Source organism: Cohnella cellulosilytica (genome assembly GCF_042431195.1).
In the GTDB taxonomy this organism is placed as follows: domain Bacteria; phylum Bacillota; class Bacilli; order Paenibacillales; family Paenibacillaceae; genus Cohnella; species Cohnella cellulosilytica.
The window spans coordinates 371,204-385,694 of record NZ_JBHMDN010000007.1 but is presented as its reverse complement, the minus strand read 5'-3'; the positions used below and the strand labels follow the sequence as shown (position 1 = coordinate 385,694).

General features: G+C 56.0%; 15 protein-coding genes and 1 pseudogene. All 16 read left to right on the top strand.

The window, feature by feature from the left end:
- The 16 genes and pseudogenes from ACFFT4_RS04785 (at position 1) to ACFFT4_RS04710 (ending at position 14,490) form a co-directional block, all read left to right on the top strand.
- Complete coding sequence (locus ACFFT4_RS04785) at positions 1–474, top strand: acyltransferase (protein ID WP_378045496.1); 474 nt, start codon at positions 1–3, stop codon at positions 472–474.
- 255 nt (positions 475–729) lie between these two features.
- Entirely contained in the window at positions 730–1,968 is a 1,239-nt protein-coding gene (locus tag ACFFT4_RS04780; protein WP_378045494.1) for an ATP phosphoribosyltransferase regulatory subunit, read from the top strand.
- Positions 1,965–2,603, top strand: a complete 639-nt coding sequence (hisG, locus tag ACFFT4_RS04775) for an ATP phosphoribosyltransferase (RefSeq protein ID WP_378045492.1) — start codon at positions 1,965–1,967, stop codon at positions 2,601–2,603. The genes ACFFT4_RS04780 and hisG overlap by 4 nt, the downstream gene beginning before the upstream one ends.
- A gap of 98 nt (positions 2,604–2,701) precedes the next feature.
- Positions 2,702–3,991 (top strand): histidinol dehydrogenase, encoded by a 1,290-nt coding sequence (gene hisD, locus ACFFT4_RS04770; protein WP_378045491.1) that lies wholly within the window; start codon positions 2,702–2,704, stop codon positions 3,989–3,991.
- Positions 3,988–4,596 carry an imidazoleglycerol-phosphate dehydratase HisB gene (gene hisB, locus ACFFT4_RS04765; RefSeq protein WP_378045490.1) on the top strand — a complete coding sequence of 203 codons (609 nt, stop codon included), beginning with the start codon at positions 3,988–3,990 and terminating at the stop codon, positions 4,594–4,596. The genes hisD and hisB overlap by 4 nt, the downstream gene beginning before the upstream one ends.
- A pseudogene (gene hisH, locus ACFFT4_RS04760) lies at positions 4,597–5,190 on the top strand (imidazole glycerol phosphate synthase subunit HisH); the annotation flags it as partial.
- Between the two features lie 267 nt (positions 5,191–5,457).
- Positions 5,458–6,225 carry a phosphoribosylformimino-5-aminoimidazole carboxamide ribotide isomerase gene (gene hisA / locus ACFFT4_RS04755; RefSeq protein ID WP_378045488.1) on the top strand — a complete coding sequence of 256 codons (768 nt, stop codon included), beginning with the start codon at positions 5,458–5,460 and terminating at the stop codon, positions 6,223–6,225.
- 30 nt (positions 6,226–6,255) lie between these two features.
- A complete protein-coding gene (gene hisF, locus ACFFT4_RS04750; RefSeq protein ID WP_378045486.1) occupies positions 6,256–7,014 on the top strand; it encodes an imidazole glycerol phosphate synthase subunit HisF in 759 nt (252 codons plus the stop codon).
- Positions 7,011–7,682, top strand: coding sequence for a bifunctional phosphoribosyl-AMP cyclohydrolase/phosphoribosyl-ATP diphosphatase HisIE (gene hisIE / locus ACFFT4_RS04745; RefSeq protein ID WP_378045483.1), 672 nt, complete (start codon positions 7,011–7,013; stop codon positions 7,680–7,682). The genes hisF and hisIE overlap by 4 nt, the downstream gene beginning before the upstream one ends.
- A 35-nt stretch (positions 7,683–7,717) precedes the next feature.
- Positions 7,718–8,521 (top strand): histidinol-phosphatase HisJ, encoded by an 804-nt coding sequence (gene hisJ / locus ACFFT4_RS04740; RefSeq protein ID WP_378045539.1) that lies wholly within the window; start codon positions 7,718–7,720, stop codon positions 8,519–8,521.
- A gap of 87 nt (positions 8,522–8,608) precedes the next feature.
- Positions 8,609–9,562 (top strand): ribose-phosphate diphosphokinase, encoded by a 954-nt coding sequence (locus ACFFT4_RS04735; protein WP_378045481.1) that lies wholly within the window; start codon positions 8,609–8,611, stop codon positions 9,560–9,562.
- 172 nt (positions 9,563–9,734) lie between these two features.
- Positions 9,735–10,649 (top strand): Rpn family recombination-promoting nuclease/putative transposase, encoded by a 915-nt coding sequence (locus ACFFT4_RS04730; RefSeq protein WP_378045479.1) that lies wholly within the window; start codon positions 9,735–9,737, stop codon positions 10,647–10,649.
- A 322-nt stretch (positions 10,650–10,971) separates the two neighbouring features.
- Positions 10,972–11,181 carry a hypothetical protein gene (locus ACFFT4_RS04725; protein ID WP_378045477.1) on the top strand — a complete coding sequence of 70 codons (210 nt, stop codon included), beginning with the start codon at positions 10,972–10,974 and terminating at the stop codon, positions 11,179–11,181.
- A gap of 8 nt (positions 11,182–11,189) precedes the next feature.
- The gene (locus ACFFT4_RS04720; RefSeq protein WP_378045476.1) at positions 11,190–12,506 is read left to right on the top strand and encodes a hypothetical protein; all 1,317 of its coding nucleotides are present in this window, start codon (positions 11,190–11,192) and stop codon (positions 12,504–12,506) included.
- An 86-nt stretch (positions 12,507–12,592) separates the two neighbouring features.
- Positions 12,593–13,534, top strand: a complete 942-nt coding sequence (locus ACFFT4_RS04715; protein ID WP_378045475.1) for an S-layer homology domain-containing protein — start codon at positions 12,593–12,595, stop codon at positions 13,532–13,534.
- A gap of 209 nt (positions 13,535–13,743) precedes the next feature.
- Entirely contained in the window at positions 13,744–14,490 is a 747-nt protein-coding gene (locus tag ACFFT4_RS04710) for a LytR/AlgR family response regulator transcription factor (RefSeq protein WP_378045473.1), read from the top strand.
- Position 14,491: the final 1 nt, after the last annotated feature.

The window sequence follows — 14,491 nt, the reverse complement described above, 5'->3', positions numbered from 1 at the left end:
TTGAGGAACGTGGAGCGGTATCCGGTAGAAGGCCCGAACGCGCTGTGGCAGGTTTACCGCACGGTGTCCCGGTTTAAGGCGGTGCGCAATTTCGTCTTTATCCAGATCGCGCGGTACTGTCCGATCCTGCCGGTTAAGAACTGGATTTACAAGCGCGTGCTCGGGATGAAGGTCGGGCGGCATACGGCGTTCGCGCTTATGGTGATGGTGGATGTGTTCTTCCCCGAGCGGATCACGGTCGGAGACAACTCGATCATCGGCTACAATTCGACGCTGCTGACGCACGAATATTTGATCAAGGAGTATCGCCTGGGGGAGATTCGGATCGGCTCCAACGTGATGATCGGAGCTAATGTGACGATCCTGCCCGGCGTGACGATCGGAGACGATGCGATCGTCGCCGCCGGTTCGGTCGTTCATAAGGACGTCGCTCCGGGAGCCCGCGTCGGAGGCAATCCTCTGCGGGAGCTGTAGGTTGTCGGCGTGCCCATACCGTCTCGTTGCCGTACTCGGCAGCGGGCGGTTTTTGCTTTCTGGATCAGTTGAACCCAAGCTTGACGAGGGAAAGGGGGCGTGGTAATATACGACTAATCACTTTATTTTGGCAGTATGGTAATATGGTAGCACTTTAATGTGATGAAGTATTTCGGCGAAGCGGGCGCGTAAGGTTCCTTGCGTTAAGCACCGCTCCGTTCTCTCATAGAGGAATAAAAGAAGAAGGTGCGCAGGATGACGAAACCGAAGGTGTTCGAGAAGCCGACCGGGGTTAAAGATTATTTGCCGCATGCGGTAGCGAAGCTGAGAAAGATTGAGCGCAGCGTGCTGGAGTGCATGCAATTGTGGGGTTACGAGCAGATCATGACTCCCGCGCTGGAATATTACGATACGGTCGGAATGGCCAGCTCGACGTCGGACCAGAAGCTGTTTAAGCTGTTGGACCGGCGCGGCACGTCGATCGTGCTGCGGTCCGACATGACGGCGCCGATCGCGCGCGTCGTCGGTTCGCTGCTGAAGGACGAGGCGTTCCCGATTCGCCTCAGCTATCACGGCAATGTGTTCCGGGCGTTCGAGGAAGAAGGCGGAAGGGACTCGGAGTTTTATCAGACCGGCGTCGAGCTGGTCGGGGACGCCTCACCGGAGGCGGACGCGGAGATGATCGCGCTGGCCGTCGCTTCCTTGAAGGCGGCGGGGGTGCCCGCGTTCAAGATCGCCATGGGCCATGTCGGCTTCCTGAACGGACTGTTCGAGGAGACGCTGCCGGGGCTGGAGAACGAGCAGGAGACGCTGAAGGCGTGCTTGCTGCAGCGCGATCACGTCGGCTATCGGGACGCAATTCGCAGGCTGTCGCTGGATGACTCGTGGAAGCGGGAGCTGGAGGACATTTTGCGGCTGCGCGGCGGACAGGAAGTGTGCGCGCAGGCGCTGGAGCTTAGCGCCAACGAAGGCGCCCGCGCGGCGATCGGGCATCTGTGCGAAGTGTGGGACGTGCTGGAGGCTTACGGCATCCAGGAGCACGTGCTGATCGATCTGACGATGATCGGGGATTTCTCCTATTATACGGGCATGACCTTCGAGGGCTACGCCTCGCATCTGGGCTTCCCGGTGTGCAGCGGAGGACGGTACGACAACCTGCTCGCACAGTTCGGACGTCCCGCTCACGCGACGGGCTTTGCGCTCAAGACGACGCGGATTCTTGAGGTCGTGGAAGACGCCGCCGAGGAGCGCACGCGGACGCTCGTTGCGTATGAGGGCTCGCAGCGTCAGGCGGCTCTCGTGAAGGCCGGAGAGCTGCGGGAGCAGGGCGAGATCGTCGTGACGGCGCTCGTATCGGCTGAAGAGCTGAGAGCGCTGCAGGTGTCGGTTATGGAAAGCAAGCTCGGCAGGGGCGGCTTGATTGGCTTGGTTCATCAAGGCAAGGCGTACGACAAGCTGATCTCGCTGGACGCGGGAAAGGGGGAGTTGGCATGACGGATAACGGCACGTTAAAGGTCGCAATGCCCAAGGGGCGCATCTATAAGCAGGCCAGCAAGCTGTTCCGACAGGCGGGACTGCCGATTCCGGAGGATTTCGACGACTCGCGCAAGCTGATCATTCCGGTGCCGGAGGCGAACATGGAGTTCATCATGGCGAAGCCGGTCGACGTGCCGACGTACGTGGAATACGGCGTGGCGGATATCGGCATCGTGGGCAAGGACGTTCTGATGGAGGAAAACAAGGACGTCTACGAGCTGATCGATCTCGGCATCGCCAAGTGCCGGATGTCGGTTATCGGGCTGCCGGATTGGAAGCCGGTCATCAATCCCCGCGTGGCTACGAAGTATGCGAACGTGGCTTCGCAATATTTTCGCGAGCAGGGACAGCAGGTGGAAGTGATCAAGCTGAACGGTTCGATCGAGCTTGCGCCGCTGATCGGCTTGGCCGACCGGATCGTGGACATGGTGGAGACGGGCCAGACATTAAAGGAAAACGGGCTCGTGGAGATGGAGACGCTGTTCCAGGTGACGAGCCGGCTGATCGCCAACCGGGTGAGCTACAGGCTGAAAAATACGGCGATTCAGGAGCTGTGCGACCGGCTGGGCGCGATTATCGGCGCTGCGGTCTGAAGCGCGGGGAATGGACGAGGCTGAGGGGGAGTCGGCCTCGGCACGGCACGCGCGGAGCAGTGCGGAAACGGATACGGTTAAGCGAGGAGGGCGCGGGGATGTATATAGGCAAAGCGAAGGGCTTCCGGCTGGAACGGGAAAGCGAGTACGGCTCTCCGGAGCAGAACGAGGCGGTCCGCGAAATCGTCGAAGCGGTGCGTCGCGAAGGCGACGAGGCGCTGCTGCGGTATACGGCGGAGTTCGATAAGGTGTCGCTGACGCCCGGACAGCTTCGGGTGACAGAAGAGGAGATTCAGGGGGCGTACGCCAAGGTGGAGCCGGAGTTTCTGGCGGCGCTGCGGCAGGCGGCGGCAAACATTACGGCGTTCCACGAGAAGCAGAAACGCGGCTCGTGGATGGACGTGGCGTCCGACGGCACGATGCTGGGGATGGCGATTCGCCCGCTGCGGCGTGTCGGGCTGTACGTTCCGGGCGGCAAGGCGGCGTATCCGTCGTCGGTGCTGATGAATGTGCTCCCGGCCAAGGTGGCCGGCGTGCCGGAGATCGCGATGGCGACTCCGCCGGCGACCGGCGGCCGGGAAGGGATCGACCCGTACATCCTGGTGGCTGCCGCGGAAGCGGGCGTAACGGAGATGTACCGGGTCGGGGGAGCGCAGGCGGTAGCGGCGCTCGCCTATGGGACGGCGAGCATTCCCGCCGTCGACAAGATTTGCGGGCCCGGCAACATCTATGTGGCGCTGGCGAAACGCGCCGTGTACGGCGCGGTCGACATCGACAGCATCGCGGGCCCGAGCGAGATTGTCGTGCTGGCGGACGACGGCGCCGATCCGCGGTACGTGGCCGCGGATATGCTGTCGCAGGCGGAGCACGACGAGATGGCGTCGGCGGTGCTGGTGACGCCGTCGCAGACTTTGGCTTCGGCGGTGCAGGCGGAGCTGGAGCGCCAGGTCGCGGCTCTGCCGCGGGTCGACATCGCGCGCACTTCTCTGGAGCGCCATGGGGCGATTCTGATCGTCGACAGTCTGGACGAAGGGCTGGACGTGGTCAACAAGCTGGCGCCGGAGCATCTGGAAGTGATGACCGAGGAGCCGATGGATCTGATCGGCCGCATCGAGACGGCGGGGGCGATCTTCATCGGCCCGTACAGCTCGGAGCCGGTGGGGGATTATTTTGCCGGACCGAACCACATTCTGCCGACGAACGGCACGGCGCGGTTCTCGTCGCCGCTGAACGTGGACGATTTTCTGAAGAAATCGAGCTTGATCCGATACAGCAAGCAGGCGCTGCTTAGAGACGCCGCGGGGATCGCGACGCTGGCCCGGCACGAAGGGCTGGAGGGTCACGCGCGCGCGGTGGAAATCCGATTGGAAGGCAGGGAGACGAAGTGAGCGAAGAGAAGGTGTTGGGCGGCCGTTCCTCGGCCGTAGACCGCAAGACGAACGAAACGGATATTCAGTTGTCCTTGGGAGTGGACGGAAGCGGCGAGGTGTCGATCGAGACGGACGTTCCTTTCCTCAATCATATGCTTGATCTGTTCGCCAAGCACGGCCAGTTCGACTTGAAGGTCGAAGCCCGCGGCGACGTGGATATCGACGACCATCATACGGTCGAGGACATCGGCATTTGCCTGGGGCAGACGCTGCGCGAGGCGCTTGGCGACAAGAAGGGCATCAAGCGTTACGCCAGCGTGTTCGTGCCGATGGACGAGGCGCTTGCGCAGGTCGTCATCGACATCAGCAACCGGCCGCATTTCGAGCTGCGCGGAGAGTTCCCGGCGGCTTCCGTGGGCAGCTTCACGGTGGAGCTCGTGCACGAGTTTCTATGGAAGCTGGCGCTGGAAGCGCGCATTACGCTGCACGTCATCGTCCACTATGGACGCAATACGCATCATATGATCGAGGCCGTGTTCAAGGCGCTCGGACGCGCGCTGGACGAAGCGACTTCGATCGATCCGCGCGTGAAGGGCGTACCCTCGACCAAAGGAGTGCTGTAAGTGATCGCGATTATCGACTACGGCATGGGCAATCTGCATAGCGTCGGCAAAGCCGTAGAGCGACTCGGCTGCGAAGCTCGCGTCACGTCCGACCCGCGGGAGATTCTGGAGGCGGACGGCGCGATTCTGCCGGGCGTCGGCGCTTTCGGCGACGCAATGGCGAATCTGCGCGAGACCGGGCTGGTCGATACGGTCAAGGCCTACGCGGCTTCGGGCAAGCCGTTTCTCGGCATCTGCCTCGGCATGCAGCTGCTGTTCACCGAGAGCGAGGAGCACGGGACGCACCAAGGACTGGATCTGCTGCCGGGGCGGGTCGTGCGGTTCCAAGGGAACTACAAGATTCCTCATATGGGCTGGAACGAGCTGACGTTTAAGCAAGAGAGCCCGTTGTTCGAGGGCGTGAAGCCGGGGTACGTGTATTTCGTGCACTCGTACCACGCGCTGCCGGAGCGGGAGTCGGATTTGCTGGCGGTGACGGATTATGATCAGCCGGTGACTGCGATCGTCGGCCGGGGCTCGGTGTATGGCATGCAGTTTCACCCGGAGAAGAGCGGCGAGCTCGGCATGGCGCTGCTCCGCAAGTTCACGGATATGACTGCCGTGCAAACTACAATATGTGTATGTTCAAAAAGTTCGATTTTCAGCACCGAGGCTGGTCGTTCGCCTACGGCGAACTGCTCGCCCATGCATCCGGGAAGGTTGAATGAAGACCGGTGATGAGGAAGCGATAGCAAAGTGTAGGACCTACATGAGTACCGGATGTCCGGCTGAATTCAAGATTCGATGTCGAACCCGCTTCTTGAATTCCCTTCGTGATCAAAATTGGACTTTTTGAACTACCTCTGTAAAGGGTTGAGGGCTTTGAAGTTTAGACCTTGCATCGATCTCCATCAAGGCAAGGTGAAGCAGATCGTCGGGGAGACGCTGCAAGCGGACGCCTCGAAGGTCGTGGAGAACTTCGTCTCCGAACGGGGGGCGGACGATTATGCTTCGCTGTATAAACAGGACGGGTTAACCGGCGGGCATATTATTATGCTCGGCGGCGGCAACCGGGAGGCTGCGCTGTCCGCGCTAAGGTCCTATCCCGGCGGCTTGCAGATCGGCGGAGGCATTACGGCGGAGAACGCGGCAGATTACTTAAGCGAAGGGGCTTCGCACGTCATCGTTACTTCTTACGTTTTCCGGGACGGCCGCCTTCAGATGGACAATCTGCGGCGGATCGTTGCGGAGGTCGGCAAGGAACGGCTCGTGCTGGATCTCAGCTGCAAGGAACGGGACGGCAAATGGTACGTGGTGACCAACCAGTGGACGACGTTCAGCGATCTGGAAGTCAACGAAGCCACTGTCCGGGAGCTTGAAAGCTACTGCGACGAGTTCCTGATCCACGCGGTCGATGTCGAAGGGAAGCGGGAGGGCGTCCAAGAGAAGCTGGCGGCCAAGCTCTCCGAATGGGCGACGATTCCGACCACTTACGCAGGCGGCGCGCGATCGCTCGCGGACTTGGCGCGATTCCGCGAGTTGACGAGCGGCAAGCTGGACATTACGATCGGCAGCGCTCTCGATATTTTCGGGGGGACTCTTCCCTACAGCGAGGTCGTGGCCTATTGCGATCCGTCGCGGTCGTCGTAACGGATAACGCGAGAAAAGGAGGAACGCCGCATGTTGGCTAAAAGAATCATACCCTGCCTGGACGTCAAGGACGGGCGGGTCGTTAAGGGCGTTAATTTCGTGAATTTGCGGGATGCCGGGGACCCGGTGGAGCTGGCGGCGATCTACGACCGGGAAGGCGCGGACGAGCTGGTGTTTCTGGACATCTCCGCGTCGGTGGAAGGCCGAGCGACGATGGTCGACGTGGTGCGGCGGACGGCCGGGGAGATTACGATTCCGTTTACGGTCGGCGGCGGCATCTCGGCGGTAGAGGACATGAAGCGGCTGCTGCGCGCGGGCGCCGACAAGATCGGCATCAACACGGCGGCGATCCGCAATCCGGACCTGATCGCGGACGGCTCGCGAACGTTCGGCGCGCAGTGCATCGTCGTGGCGATCGACGCGAAGTTTAACGCCGAATGGGGAGAATGGGAAGTGTTCACCCACGGAGGACGCAATTCGACGGGCATTCGCGCGCTGGAGTGGGCGAAGGAAGCGGAGCGCCGGGGCGCGGGCGAGATTCTGCTCACCAGCATGGACGCGGACGGCACGAAGGACGGCTTCGATATCGCGCTGACCAGAGCGGTATCGACGAGCGTGGGCATCCCGGTCATCGCTTCCGGAGGAGCGGGGAACGCCGAGCATTTCGCGGACGTGTTCGCGGAAGGGCAGGCGGACGCGGCGCTGGCGGCGAGCATTTTTCACTACAAGGAAGTTACGGTGCAAGAGGTTAAGCAAACGTTACGCGGCAAAGGAGTGAACGTCAGATGACGCAGCAGGAGCAAGGGCAATGGCAGGATCAAATCAAGTGGAGCGCCGACGGGCTGGTGCCGACGGTTGTGCAGGACGCGCTGAGCAAGGAAGTGCTCATGCTCGCCTACATGAATAAGGAATCGCTGCAAAAGTCGCTGGAGTCCGGCCAGACGTGGTTCTGGAGCCGGTCGCGCGGCGAGCTGTGGAATAAAGGAGCGACCAGTGGCCACACGCAGCAGATCGAGTCGCTGCATTACGACTGCGACGGGGACACGCTGCTGGTGAAGGTGCGCCAGAACGGCCCGGCGTGTCATACGGGAGCGTACAGCTGCTTTTATCGCGAAGGCATGTCGAAGGCGGCAGAGGCCGCTCCGCAGCAGGAGGACCGCTTCGGTCCGCTCAGCCGGCTGGAAGCGACGATCGCGCAGCGCGACGCGGAACGCCCGGAGGGGGCCTACACGACTTATCTGTTCGAGAAAGGTCTCGACAAAATTCTGAAGAAGGTCGGCGAGGAAACCGCGGAGGTCATCATCGCCGCGAAAAACCGCGACGGAGAAGAGCTGCGCTGCGAGTCCGCCGATCTCATTTTCCACCTGATGGTGCTGCTTCGCGAACAGGGCATTCCGTTCGACGACGTGCTGCGGGAGCTGGAGTTCCGTCACCGGAAGCCGGTCAAGAAGGATTAGGTGAAGCGGCCATGACCCAAGCGGAAGAGAAAGGCATGCTTATCGATTACCATACGCACCATGCGCGCTGCGGTCATGCGGTCGGCCAACTGGAGGACTATGTCGTCAGCGCGCTGAACCAAGGCATGGAACAGATCGGCTTGTCCGATCACATGCCCTTGCTGCACGTGTCCGACAAGGACAATCCCGATTCCGCGATGCCGATGGACGAGCTTCCCCGCTATGTCGAAGAAGCTCTTGCGCTCAAGGAAAAGTACAAGGGCCGCATCGAGGTGCGCGTCGGCCTGGAAGGCGATTACGTCGAGGGATACGAGGATAAAATCGAGCGGATCGTGAACGGCTATCCGTGGGATTACGTAATCGGCTCGGTTCATTTTCTCGGAACGTGGGATGTGACGGATTTTCGCCAGATCAATCGTTGGGAGGGGCGGCGCGTCGTCGACGTATACGAGCAATACTTCGACGCCATCACGAAAGCCGCGGCAACGGGCTTCTACGATTACATCGGCCACATCGACGCGATCAAGCGTTTCGGCTATCGTCCGGAGGAGGACGTGACCGCCCTGGAGGACGCCGCGCTGCAGGCGGTCAAGCAGCACGATCTCGCCTTCGAGCTGAACACGGCCGGCTTCTACGCGCCATGCAAGGAAATGTATCCCTCCGTCTCCATTCTGGAGCGGGCGAGCGCTTGCGGCATTCCGGTCACGTACGGTTCCGACGCCCACCACCCCGATAAAGTCGGACAAAAAGGGGCGGAAGCGCAAGAGATGCTGAAAAAAGCCGGGTACACGCACCTGGCTGTGTTTGCGGAGCGTAAACGGGAAATGAAACCTTTTTAAAAACGGCCCGTACTCATGTATAATGGGAATGACGACTGACGGATTTCGACACATGGAGCGTCGAATCGCCAAAATATGGAGGGGCACATGTACAGCAGCAGTAAGCTTCGTATCTTTTCGGGATCATCCAATCCGCTATTGGCGGGGAAAATCGCCGACAATCTCGGGTTGCCGCTGGGGAAAATCAAGCTTTCCCGGTTCAAGAGCGGCGAGGTGTACGTTCATTACGAGGAGACGATTCGCAACTGCGACGTTTTCCTGGTCCAGTCTCTATCCCATCCGATCAACGATTACTTCGTGGAGTTGCTCGTGATGATCGACGCCGCCAAGCGGGCCTCGGCACGCACGATTAACGTCGTGCTTCCGTACTATGGCTACGCCCGGCAGGAAAGGAAAGCCGCTCCTCGCGAACCGATCTCTGCGAAGATGGTTGCCGACGTGCTGACGACGGTCGGCGCTCATCGCATCGTAACGATCGATCTGCATGCTCCGGCCATTCAAGGCTTCTTCGACATTCCGGTCGATCACTTGACGGCGCTGGATCTGATCAGCGACTATCTGAAGTCGAAGAACATTCGTAATCCCGTCGTGGTTTCCCCGGATGCGGGACGGGCTTCGACGGCCGAGAAGCTGGCCAACCAGTTGGATTGCTCCTTCGCCATCATGATCAAGAAGCGCCCCGCGCACAACGAATCCGTCATAACGCACGTGATCGGAGACGTCGAAGGATTTACCCCGATCGTCATTGAAGACATGATCGATACCGGCACGACGATCGTTAACGTCGTGGAAGGACTGAAGGAGCGCGGCGCGGAGGACCCGTACGTGTGCGCCACGCACCCGCTGTTCTCCGACCCGGCTCTGAAGCGGCTCGACCACCCGAACATCAAGGAAGTGGTGGTCACCGACTCGATTCTGCTGCCGGAAGACCGCTCCGATCGCTTTAAGGTGATTTCGGTCGCGCCGATGCTGGCCGAAGCGACGCGCATCATCATGGAAGGCGGCTCGATCAGCACGTTGTTCAAGACGCAAGGCGTATAAAAGCATACGTTAGGCAGGAGCCGCGAGCAGAGGACAAGGTCCTTCGCTCGCGGGGTGACGCGAAGCACGCGCACATTCACTTTTCCGGAAGGTTTCGGAAAGGAGGTGTGCGTGTTTTTTTTGCGTCTGTAGGGTTGGATATGGCCGTGTTATAATGGAGGAGGAGACGACGATGCAGAATAAGGCAAGACTAAATCCCAAAAATGACTTTTTGTTCAAGCGACTTTTCGGCGAGGAAGCAGGAAAGCCGCTGCTGATCGGCTTGTTGAATGCAGTATTACGGAGAGATGGAAAAGCGCGTATTACGAACGTGATCATCGTGGACGACACCCGATTGAGCCGTGAACTGGTGGAAAACAAAGAAGTGGTGATGGACATCAAGTGCGAGGTTGAAGGTGAGGAAAACGTAAATGTGGAGATGCAAATCCGCCGGTATGAGCGGATGGATTCTCGCAGCTTGTATTACGTGTCCGGCATGCTTGGTGATTCGCTTCGGCAAGGCCAGCCCTATTCCAGTGTGAAGCGCGCGATTGGTATCAACATTCTGGATCATGTCTATTTACCGTTAGATAAATATCACAGCACGTTCCATTTGTATGAGGATGAGCAGCGCGATTATTTGTTGACAGACCTTCTCGAGTTGCATTTCATAGAGTGTCCTAAATTTCGAAAACTGGCGTTTGATCTTCACGACCCGTTGCATCGATGGCTGCGATTTCTGGAGCAGAGCACGACGCGAGAACAATTGAAGGAGTTGATGGGAGTGGACGAGGTGATCAAGGAAGCGGAGGAGCGGCTCGATTATTTGGCAAGTGATGAGGAGACGCGTGGGCTGTACAGAATGCGGGAGAAAGCGCTGCATGATCAGGCCAGTCTGGTGGAGGATGCCGAGCAGCGGGGCATTAAGCAAGGGTTGGAACGGGGATTAAAACAGGGGATGAAGCAGGGCAGCGAACAGCGTCAAAAGGAAATAGCACTGAAGATGCTGGAAGAAGGCATCCCGGTTTCAGTGATCAGCAAGGTTGTCGGAATGGATGAAGAACATATCGTTCAAATGCATAAAAACGTGCAAAGTGCAGCGGACTAGGAATAGAATGCCTCTGCTTTACACTAGGTTGATCATTGATTCTGCCGAGCTTCGAGCAGCTGTAGGGTAAATATGCAGAGTATGAAGGCACCCAATGGGTGTCTTTTATTTATGTGAATCATATATCCGGGCATCTGCGTGCCTCATAAGCAAGCTTCTCGTCATGCTCACTCGGCCGAATGAATTGTTACGAGAATCGAGTGAATTGTTACAAATGACTGTTCTCTGGGGACAGGAGGTGGATATGATGAAGGCAACAATTATTGTGTCCCGGGAAAATTCGAAACCGATTCGAATGCGGCGGGGGAAAGGGGACTTCGAGATGAGAAAAATCGGCATATTCATGAGCATGACGATGGCCATTGCGCTGCTTGTCGGAATAACTCCGGTACAGGCTGCCAACAAGGTCCAGACGGGGCGGGATTATGAGCGGGTTTGGAGCTATAGCGAAGGAATGGCCATTGTACGCGACAGGGATGGAAGGCTTGGTTTTGTCGATAAGAACGGCCGCGAAGTCAATATACCATCTTGAGAGAAAGGATGAAGCAGTTGAAAAAGTATGCATGGTTGACTACTATTTTTATACTTGTAATTGTTGTTTCTATAATGTTGACTTACGGTCAAGAAAGAGAGGCAAATCCTGAACATGAAGGCTTATCTGAGTCTTTGCAAAGTAGAACGACGTCAATAGTCGATGGAGTCGATCCAACTAACAACATTGAAACTCCCGAACCTCAGCAGGGCAATATGCTAGGCACACTGCCAATTAATATCGGACACTATACTTCTACCTTCGTGAGACAAGGCAACGAACTTTACTATTTGGTGCCTAGAGATTACGTTAGAAAAGATACAATAGGCGACTCGATGATTGAGAATAACAATTACGCTGTTCTAGGGGGGAGTTCTCCCTCAAAGGCTTATATTAATGTCGTTGGAGATTGGGTTTATTATGTGGGCCTAGATAAAATAAAATCTAAAATAACATCAGATTGCTGCGATAACTACTTCAAATACGATTTGCTCAGAGCGAGCACAGACGGCTCGAAAGTAGAGACGGTTGTTGAAGAGTTGTATTCGAATGTATTTAATGGAGAATATAACTCCAATGCCGCCAAGTATCCTTTTATTGTTATAGGGGACAGTGTTTACTACACAAGGCAGGAGCCTAAATCCGAGGAACTAAGCGCCAAATTATTTACAGGACATTACTATAGTGTTCAAAAATTCAATTTAAGTAGCCGAGAAAATAGTTTTGTTACCGAAGGAAGAATATATGGAGCAAACGAGTACCAATTATTGATTGAATACGCTGACAATATGTATTTGCTTTACAACTTAGACGATGGTCAAAAATTGATGGGAATCAATGATTTTATTAATAGACTGGAAAGTACTTCTCAAGAGGGGATTTCCAGAGTCGGCTATTTGTGGATGGACTCGCAAAGAAACCACCTCTTTGCCGAAGTGAATAACGACTCAGATTCAGGTCGATATAAAGAAATCGTTTTAATAGATATAGAAACAGGAGATACTTCCAATATCCTAACCTATCAATCAAGTATTGGACTACGATTGGGTGATGAGGTGCGTGCGCATGCAATAAGCGAGGACTGGATTTATTATATTGATGCAGAACTGCAAGGAATGTTCAAGAAAAATATAGTCACTCAAGAACAGGTTAAATTATCAGATGAGTATATGATCCACAAGTGGGAATCGAATTCTGATTTGTTCGAAGTTCCAGGCGATGGATGGATTTACTATTCCAAAGATCATCAAATATATCGGTTAAAGGATGATGGTTCCATTCAGGAATTTATAGATGGGAATGTTTTTGGTTATATAGATTTCTAAATATAAGTTGAATAATGCGTAAGGCGTAAAATCCTTTGACCTTGAAACTCGAGCCGACGCTACCTACGAAGAAAGGATGTTGCAATGTGCAGAGGAGAATACATAAGCTTGCGCCCCTGTTCAGCCTGTTGGTTATCGTATCGCTGGTCGTTTCCGCGACTGCGTTTGCTGCCGGATTCCGGGACGTAAGCGGCACCCACTGGGCAAAGGAGGATATCCAGGCTTTGGTGGCCGAGGGCGTTCTGACGGGATATCCCGATCAGACTTTCCGGCCTAACCTGCCGGTTACGAGAGCTGAACTGGCTGCCATTTTGGATAAGGCCGCAAGTCTTGCGCTGACTCCGGGGGCGGCTTCGATTCAGTTCGAAGATGTCCCCTCAAATAAGTGGTACAAAGACAGCGTCTATGCGATGAGCTCCTATCTGGAAGGATATACGATCAACGGAAAGTCGGTATTCAAGCCGGAGCAATCGGCTACCCGTGCGGAGACCGTCGTCGCAATCGGCCGTCTGCTCGGTTACGATGCCGATTACAGCTTGTCCGAGCTGACGGCTTTCAAAGATGAGACGGAGATTCCGGCTTCGTCCCGTCCCTATATTGCCAAGGCTCTCTCGGAAGGCGTGATCAGCGGATACCCGGATCGGACGTTCCAACCGAACCGGCAAGTCACTCGCGCCCAGGCGGCGACGATGATTTGGAAGACCTTTGCCCAAATGCGGCAAAATACCGAGGGGAAAAAGGACGGAGAGCTGGAGCCCTTTGCGGGAAAATGGAGAAATCACGAGTTGACGGAGTACGATTTTACGATCGCGTTCGTGGATGAGTCGAAAGGATTGATCCGTTTTATAGCGGATGGCGAAGTGTCCGGAGGGCCTTTCAGTTACATGCGACGCTCCGATACGCAAATGGAATTGACTTTACTGGACGACCCGGACGGGCCTAAAATGCGGCTTACCTTGATTGATCATGCGGCATTGCAGCTGGAATATGCAGGGAGTCAATATCGATTGACGAAACAGGGGTCTTAAACGAGGATGAGTTATTACAAAATCCTCCTCACTTGTTACGTTGAGATTCACAAAATATAGGACAATGGTCTAGTATAAGGGGAGCGAAAGCTCCCGAAAAGTTATGGGACCCTGATCTTGCGCTTTTGTACCCATGACTTGAGAAGGGGGAGGCGGATTTGTTTCGAAACTTCTTAGAAGAACCGTGATGTGAAAGGGACTGGACGACGATGATCTTCTGTGTATGCGAAGACGAACAGCGACAATTGGAATATCTGATTGATCTTCTAAAGAAAGTTGCGGACGGTGGGGACCATGAATTTATTTCGTTCGACACGCCGCAGAAGCTGATGAATTACGCGCAGAATAACCATATCGACGTACTCGTGATGGATATTAATCTGGGAACGGATAACGGGATTGACTGGGTGAACAAAATACATGATTTCCAATGGTTGATGCCGGTTATCTTCGTAACGGGCGACGATAAACGCCGTTGGAACGTCTACGACGCTAATCATGTGTACGCCTTGAGAAAGCCCGTTAACGAAGACGAGCTCGTCAAGGCCGTCGGGAAAGCGATAAACGCCGCGGCCTGGCGCGATCGCGAAATGAAATCCAAATGCATGGTCGTCAAAAATCGCGCGGTGCAGACGGTCGTCGGATTTCACGAAATTCTGTACATGGAAAGCGAGAAGCGGAAGCTCCATATCTATTTCAAGAACGAGCTCATCGTTGCCGGAGAGCCGCTTGTTACCTACGCCAGCGTTAAGGATACGATGCGGCAATTGGACGGGCGGTTTAATCAATGCCATAAAAGCTTTATCGTCAATATGGACTTTATCCGAAATCTGGACAGGCAGCGGTATGTGTACGTACTGAAGAACGGCAAGGAAATTCCGATCAGTCAATCTATGGCTCGCAAATCGATTGACGCCTTTTTGGAATACATCGGAGGGAAAGGAAGGGGAGAATAGA

Bases quoted from the DNA above. Each gene is read 5' to 3' on its own strand.
- hisIE (WP_378045483.1), top strand. From the start codon at position 7,011: ATGACGCAGCAGGAGCAAGGGCAATGGCAGGATCAAATCAAGTGGAGC.
- ACFFT4_RS04720 (WP_378045476.1), top strand. From the start codon at position 11,190: ATGAAGCAGTTGAAAAAGTATGCATGGTTGACTACTATTTTTATACTT.
- ACFFT4_RS04710 (WP_378045473.1), top strand. From the start codon at position 13,744: ATGATCTTCTGTGTATGCGAAGACGAACAGCGACAATTGGAATATCTG.
- hisG (WP_378045492.1), top strand. From the start codon at position 1,965: ATGACGGATAACGGCACGTTAAAGGTCGCAATGCCCAAGGGGCGCATC.
- ACFFT4_RS04730 (WP_378045479.1), top strand. From the start codon at position 9,735: ATGCAGAATAAGGCAAGACTAAATCCCAAAAATGACTTTTTGTTCAAG.
- hisF (WP_378045486.1), top strand. From the start codon at position 6,256: ATGTTGGCTAAAAGAATCATACCCTGCCTGGACGTCAAGGACGGGCGG.
- ACFFT4_RS04725 (WP_378045477.1), top strand. From the start codon at position 10,972: ATGAGAAAAATCGGCATATTCATGAGCATGACGATGGCCATTGCGCTG.
- hisD (WP_378045491.1), top strand. From the start codon at position 2,702: ATGTATATAGGCAAAGCGAAGGGCTTCCGGCTGGAACGGGAAAGCGAG.
- ACFFT4_RS04780 (WP_378045494.1), top strand. From the start codon at position 730: ATGACGAAACCGAAGGTGTTCGAGAAGCCGACCGGGGTTAAAGATTAT.
- hisJ (WP_378045539.1), top strand. From the start codon at position 7,718: ATGCTTATCGATTACCATACGCACCATGCGCGCTGCGGTCATGCGGTC.
- ACFFT4_RS04735 (WP_378045481.1), top strand. From the start codon at position 8,609: ATGTACAGCAGCAGTAAGCTTCGTATCTTTTCGGGATCATCCAATCCG.